General features: G+C 38.8%; 5 protein-coding genes. All 5 read left to right on the top strand.

The window, feature by feature from the left end; all coding sequences use genetic code 11:
- On the top strand, positions 1–741 hold a 741-nt coding region (locus WBM60_RS10915; protein ID WP_424283072.1), incomplete at its 5' end, for a hypothetical protein.
- 32 nt (positions 742–773) lie between these two features.
- On the top strand, positions 774–1427 hold the full coding sequence (upp, locus tag WBM60_RS10910) for a uracil phosphoribosyltransferase (protein WP_424278508.1): 654 nt from the start codon (positions 774–776) through the stop codon (positions 1425–1427).
- 126 nt (positions 1428–1553) lie between these two features.
- Positions 1554–2855 carry a TolC family protein gene (locus WBM60_RS10905; RefSeq protein ID WP_424283071.1) on the top strand — a complete coding sequence of 434 codons (1302 nt, stop codon included), beginning with the start codon at positions 1554–1556 and terminating at the stop codon, positions 2853–2855.
- A gap of 28 nt (positions 2856–2883) precedes the next feature.
- Positions 2884–3951 (top strand): efflux RND transporter periplasmic adaptor subunit, encoded by a 1068-nt coding sequence (locus tag WBM60_RS10900; RefSeq protein WP_424283070.1) that lies wholly within the window; start codon positions 2884–2886, stop codon positions 3949–3951.
- 62 nt (positions 3952–4013) lie between these two features.
- Positions 4014–7208, top strand: a complete 3195-nt coding sequence (locus tag WBM60_RS10895; RefSeq protein ID WP_424283069.1) for an efflux RND transporter permease subunit — start codon at positions 4014–4016, stop codon at positions 7206–7208.
- The last annotated feature ends 12 nt before the right edge of the window (positions 7209–7220 follow it).

Raw genomic sequence — 7220 nt, 5'->3', positions numbered from 1 at the left:
TTTATGGGAAGGCGTGACTCCATTGCTGCGCCTTATCTGTTTCCCTCAATAGGGTATTACAACAAATCAGGTTTTTTTGCAGATGCGTCCTTGTCATTTCTGACTGGACCGGAAGCTAACAGAGTTGACCTTTTTCTGCTCAGTACGGGTTACAACTTTAATTTAAACAAGTTTAGCGGAGGTATTTCGGGGACGGCTTACTTTTTTAATGAAGAAAGTTTTAATGTGATGTCTTCTGTTTTAGGCGATCTAACCGGCATTGTTAGCTATGATTTTGAGGTAATGGAGGCTTCCTTCTCTTTAACGAGTTATTTCAATGATGGGAGTTCCACCGATATTATTACCGGCTTGATGCTCGATCGTACTTTTTATGCCATTAATAAAAATCTAATGATTAACCCCAGTATTTCTTTGTATGCGGGGACACAACATTTTTATCAGCAGTACTATAGTAGCAGTCGCCTGGGGAACAGAAAAGGAAATGGTATGGGTAATTCAGGTTCCGAATCAGCGGAACCCAATATGATTAATATTGACGAAGTTGAAAAATTTAAAGTTCTCAATATAGAATTAGCAATTCCATTACATTACAATTACAGGCATTTTTTCTTTTCATTTTACCCCATGATGGCGTTCCCTCAAAGCAGCGCAACAATAATCAATGAAGATACTATAGTTGAAGAAGATCTTAAACCGGTTTTCTATTGGTCCGCCGGGATAAGTTACTGGTTTAAATCCTAAAAAATGTATCTTTAAGGTAAATCATAAAATGAATGATCATTCATAATTTTGGAGCTGAAAACTCCTTGCTAAATCAATTTGTCGCAGAACTTAGGGATATAAATATTCAAAAGGATTCCATGCGTTTTCGAAGGAATATTGAACGGATTGGTGAAATCCTTTGTTATGAATTAAGCAAAACTCTAAATTATAAGGTAAGTACAGTTCAAACACCCTTTGGCCATAAAGCCATGGCATTGCCATTAGACAACCTGGTTTTGTGTTCTGTCTTAAGGGCGGGTTTGCCCTTACATCGTGGGCTTTTGAATTATTTTGACAAAGCTGAGAACGCTTTTATTTCTGCCTACAGGCATCATCCGGCCGGAGGTAACGAATTTGATGTAATCGTTAAATATTTTGCTGCTCCGGCTTTGGGGGGTAAAACACTCATATTAACAGACCCTATGCTGGCAACTGGTAAGACGTTAGAGAATGTATTAAATGCCTTAAAAAACCATGGTCAACCTAAACAAATACATATTATTTCTGTTATTGGTTCTAAAAAGGGGATAGAATATGTAAAAAGTGTTTTCCCTGATAATACACACTTGTGGATTGCTACTATTGATGATGAATTGACCGCCAAAGGATATATCATTCCCGGATTGGGCGATGCCGGGGATCTTGCTTACGGAACCAAACTTTAATTTCTTTTTAATCATCTCAAGATAATCTGCTTGCATACTCTGTAACATAAGTTACCATATTTCAGTAACATAGGTTACCGTTTGCACTTTCTTCTAAGCTTAATTTTGCTTCAAAATAATTAGTTGATGAAGAATGCACTACAAATACTGATCATGTTAAGCGTTTTTTTTATAAATGCTCAAAAAGACGTACTTATTACCAAAGGTGAGGTAATGAACAGGGTGATGGAGTACAATTCAACCTTAAAAATCACAGAAAAGGATATTATGGCTGCTGAGGGTGATTTTAGGCAAACCAATGCCGTACTCTTGCCCAATATTAGTCTTTCACATACAGGCATAGCCACTAACAATCCGTTGATGGCTTTTGGTGTTAAATTAAATCAGCAAATTGTAACACAAGCCGATTTTGATCCGGACCGCCTGAATAACCCAAGTCAAATTGAAGATTATGCAACCCGGTTTGAAATTCAACAACCCTTGTTGAATTTTGATGGTTTCTACCAGCGCAAAGCAGCAAAAGCCAAATTGACAGCCTCGGAATACCAATCCGGGCGCACGCGGGATTACCTGATGCTGGAGGTTGAAAAAGCATACATGCAGTTACAGCTGGCATACAAAACAGTAGAAGTTTTGGAAAAAACAAAAGTGGCTGCTATGGAAAACAAAAGGCTTGCAGACAACAGTTTCAAACAGGGATACCTTCAACGATCTGATGTGCTGGCGGTGGAAGTGCGGGTTACAGAAATTGATAATCAACTGCAGTATGCAAAAAGCAATATTCAAAATGCCTCCAATTACTTGTCGGTTATGATGAATGACTCCACCTACCAAATAATGGTCCCAGCCGATTCACTCAAGGTTTTTGCAAACCAATTTTCTTTGGAAAATGTATCGGAGAATAGAAAAGATATTTTGGCAATGGAATCAGCTAAAGAGGCCTATTATCAAACATATAGGTCGGATAAAATGAGTTTTTTACCAAAATTGAATGCCTTTGGAACCTACGAATTACATGATGAACAGGTGTTTCGAGGAAGTGCCAGCGGCTATCTTTTTGGGGCAGAATTAAGATGGGACATCCTGAACGGGACTAAACGGTTTGGTAAAGCCCATAAAAGTAAAGCAGAGTTTGAAAAAGCCACATTGGAATTAGAGCAATACAAATCAGAAAGTCAGCTAGAACTCAACAAAGCGAGGCGGATGCTTCAGGATACCAAAAATAATCTGGAGCTTACGACCCTGGCTTTAAATCAATCCAAAGAAGCACTCAGAATTCGGAGCAATCGTTTTGCACAAGGTTTGGAAAAAACGACGGATCTGCTCTTAGCAGAAACGCAATATGCTCAGAAACAACTGGAATATTATTTCACCATTTTTCAGCATAATTCTGCTGTGGCCTACATGGAATTTTTAACAAAGGAATAATTAAATAATGAAGAATAAAAACCGAAATATGCAAAAATTATACGTGATACTTCTGATACTTCTTGTCTGGAGTTGTAGTACTAAAGAGAAGAAAGAGCAACAGGCAAATGAGCTTGTTATTCCGGTAACCGTAAGAATGGTTGGTGAGATTGATGGTCCGAATATGATTTCCACCAGTGGAACCATAGAAGCCGTTAAAAGTGCCAACTTAAGCACCCGAATCATGGGACATGTAGACAAGATTCATGTCAGGATGGGGGATAAGGTTACCAAAGGACAACTTCTATTGAGCATCAACAACACAGAACTGTCTGCGAAGCTTGCCCAGGTAAATGCCGGAATTGCTGAAGCTACAGCAGCCTATAACAATTCAGAAAAAGACCTGAAAAGATTTACCGCTTTGTTTAATGAAAATAGCGCTTCACAGAAGGAGCTGGATGATATAACTGCTAATTTCAATATGGCCAAAGCGAGACTGGAGGGCGCAAAGCAAATGAAAAATGAAGTAAATGCACAATTTTCTTATGCAGATATTCGTGCTCCTTTTAACGGAGTAGTAACCAATAAGTTCATAAACCCCGGTGATATGGCAAATCCTGGAAAGCCTCTTCTTGAAGTAGAAGCTCCCGGGAAATATCAGGTGCTCACTTTAGTACCCGAATCTGAAATAACAAAAATCAAGCAGGGCATGGAAGTGCAGGTAAGTTTGAACTCCTTGAATGAGATTGTCCCGGGTGAAGTTGTTGAGGTAAGTAGCTCATCTAAAAATACAGGTGGTCAGTATCATGTTAAAGTGTCCTTATCGGAAACAAGCGCGCCTATCCTATCCGGGATGTATGCCACAGTCAAATTTCCTATAGCAGGCGATAATCAATCAAGAGCAACTTTAATACCACTTGAGGCAGTTGTTCAAAAAGGTCAATTATCCGGAGTATATACAGTAAGCGAGACTAACACGGCCCTTCTCAGATGGCTTCGTTTAGGACGGACCTATGGTGATAAGGTTGAGGTTTTGTCTGGCTTAACAGCAGATGAAAGTTTTATTATTTCATCAAATGGAAAACTATATAACGGGGCTAGAATATCTATACAATAGATCCGGGTTAGGTTTATTTACCGCCCACCAAGAAAAGAAGTTCATAAAGCAATAATAAAAATATGAAAGAAGGATTAGCAGGGAAAATTGCAAAGTCGTTTATAGGATCAAAGCTAACGGTGCTCCTAATGATAGTTTTTATGATCATTGGAGTATACAGCTCCTTTTTAATTCCAAGGGAGGAAGAACCTCAGATTGATGTTCCCATTGCTGATATTTTTGTGGGATACCCGGGAGCCAGCCCTACCGAAGTTGAGTCAAGGGTGGTAAAGCCTCTGGAAAAACTTATCTCCAATATCAAAGGAGTTGAATATGTTTATTCTACTTCCATGAATGAACAGGCAATGGTTATTGTGCAGTTTTATGTGGGGGAGGATATTGAGCGGTCTTTTGTTAAACTCTATAATGAGATTAATAAGCATATGGATATCATGCCACAGGGCGTGACTTTTCCTTTGGTAAAAACAAGGGCCATTGATGATGTGCCAATGTTGGGGTTAACATTGTGGAGTGAGAGTTACGATGATTACCAACTGAAGCAGATTGCACAGGAAATTACTGACGAAATTGAAAAGATAAATGATGTTTCGGCTATCCAGAAAATTGGTGGCAGGAACAGGCAATTAAGGGTAGTACTCGACAAAAATAAGATGGCAGAAAGCGGTCTGGATTTTCTTTCCGTTGCCCAGATGATAAAGGCCAACAATAGCCAGCTAAACAGTGGTAGTTTTGATAAATATGATACAGAGTTCACAGTAACCACCGGAAGATTTTTGGAAACTACAGAGGATGTTGAAAATTTGGTAGTAGGCGTTCAACAAAATCAACCAATATACCTTAAACAAATTGCGACAATACATGATGGAGCTGAATTGCCCAAAAATTATGTTTCTCTTGGTTTTGGCCAGGCGAGCGAAAATGCCCGGCTGTATAATTCTGAATATCCGGCTGTTACCATTTCCATAGCCAAACGAAAGGGAGCAGATGCAATGAAGATTTCGGATATTATCCTGAAAAAGGTAGATCATCTGAAACAAAATTTGATTCCGTCCGATGTGCATGTGGAAGTTACCCGTAATTATGGCGAAACTGCTTCTCAAAAAGTATCAGAATTACTTATGCACCTCATAGGCGCAATCATTGCGGTCACTTTTGTGGTTATGTTAGCCATGGGTTGGCGAGGTGGTTTGGTAGTGTTTTTATCAGTCCCAATTACGTTTGCCCTTACATTACTCAGCTATTATATGCTGGACTATACACTCAATAGGATAACTCTTTTCGCCCTGGTGTTTGTAACGGGAATAGTCGTGGATGATTCCATAATTATTGCAGAGAACATGCACCGTCATTTTAAAATGAAGCGTTTGCCGTTCAAACAAGCTGCACTTTATGCTATAAATGAAGTTGGGAACCCAACGATTTTGGCAACTTTTACGGTAATTGCATCGGTTTTACCAATGGCTTTTGTTTCAGGATTAATGGGCCCATATATGTCCCCAATGCCAATTGGAGCATCTATAGCAATGATATTGTCATTGTTTGTGGCACTTACAATTACTCCTTACCTCGGTTTTATTTTTCTGCGTGAAAAGGAAAAAAAGGGCAAGAAAAAAGAAGAGAAACAACTAGAGGAAACTTTTATATATAGGATCTACGAGAGATTTGAAAAACCTTTGTTGGAAAATAAAAAAATACGATGGATATTTCTGGGAATAACTTTCATTTTGTTATTGGCTTCGGTAGCCATGTTCTTTACTAAAACGGTTGCTGTAAAAATGCTGCCTTTCGATAATAAAAATGAATTTCAGGTGGTCATAGACATGCCTGAAGGTTCAACGCTTGAAAGGACTGCTGTTGTTGCTAAAGAGATTTCCCAGTATTTATCTACTCGTCCGGAGGTTATTAATTATCAAAGTTATGTAGGAACTTCAGCTCCTATAACCTTTAATGGACTGGTAAGGCACTATGATCTCAGGAGCGGTAGCAATGTTGCTGATATCCAGGTAAACTTAGTAGATAAACACGAAAGAAGTGCTCAAAGTCATCAAATTGCAAGCCTGCTGCGCCCTGAAATTAGTAAAATCGGAAAAAAATATAATGCGAACGTAAAAGTGGTGGAAGTACCCCCGGGACCACCGGTGTTATCAACCATCGTAGGAGAAATTTATGGACCGGATTATGACGAGCAGATTGCTGTCGCTAATCAGGTACGGAGCCTTTTAAACAATACCAAAGATGTTGTGGATGTGGATTGGATGGTAGAAGCAGACCAAACCGAGTATGAATTCATCATAGATAAGCAAAAGACAATGCTTTATGGTGTGACACCACAGCAAATTACTCAAACATTAAATTTGGCCCTTTCTGAGAGAGCCATAACGAACTTATATGATGAAGACGCATCCAATCAGGTAGATCTGATACTTGCCCTGGACGAAAAAGAGAAATCTACTATTGATGATATTTCTCAACTCAAGGTTAAATCAAAAATGGGTACTATGAATACCATAGGAGATTTAACGGATATTAATAAAACCTTTACTGCCAAAAGCATTTATAGAAAAAATCAAAAACGGGTGGTTTATGTTGTTGCTGATATGGCTGGCGAATTGGAGAGCCCGGTTTATGCTATCCTGGGCATGAGTGATAAATTAAAGGATATAGATATTCCGGAAGGATATAAGCTTGAAGAACTTTACATTAAACAGCCAGATTTTGAAGATGATTACACTATAAAATGGGATGGAGAATGGCAAGTTACATTGGAGGTATTCAGGGATTTGGGAATTGCATTTCTTGGGGTTATTGTCATTATCTATATTTTAATAGTAGGGTGGTTTCAAAATTTTAAGGCACCGATAGTGATGATGGTGGCAATTCCACTTTCTTTGGTGGGAATTGTTCTGGGCCATTGGTTGTTAGATGCATTTTTTACGGCTACTTCTTTTATTGGAATGATAGCATTGGCTGGAATAATGGTAAGAAATTCCGTGTTGCTTATAGACTTTATAAACCTTCGTGTTGCAGAAGGTATTCCTTTAAAACAAGCGGTTATTGACGCAGGCGCAGTTCGTACAACTCCCATACTCCTAACCGCCGGTACTGTCGTAATTGGTGCCTTTGTCATTCTTTTTGATCCTATTTTTCAGGGCCTGGCAATTTCATTAATGGGAGGAACTATTGCTTCAACAGTACTTACGCTGCTGGTTGTACCACTTGTATATTATTTGATAGAACGTAAAAATCACAAAATATGAAATTACTAATCG

Origin of the sequence: Eudoraea sp. (assembly GCF_049669105.1) — a bacterium.
Classification (GTDB): Bacteria; Bacteroidota; Bacteroidia; order Flavobacteriales; family Flavobacteriaceae; genus Eudoraea.
This window is presented reverse-complemented; position numbering and strand designations above follow the sequence as displayed.

Bases quoted from the DNA above. Each gene is read 5' to 3' on its own strand.
- upp (WP_424278508.1), top strand. From the start codon at position 774: ATGATCATTCATAATTTTGGAGCTGAAAACTCCTTGCTAAATCAATTT.
- WBM60_RS10895 (WP_424283069.1), top strand. From the start codon at position 4,014: ATGAAAGAAGGATTAGCAGGGAAAATTGCAAAGTCGTTTATAGGATCA.
- WBM60_RS10900 (WP_424283070.1), top strand. From the start codon at position 2,884: ATGCAAAAATTATACGTGATACTTCTGATACTTCTTGTCTGGAGTTGT.
- WBM60_RS10905 (WP_424283071.1), top strand. From the start codon at position 1,554: ATGAAGAATGCACTACAAATACTGATCATGTTAAGCGTTTTTTTTATA.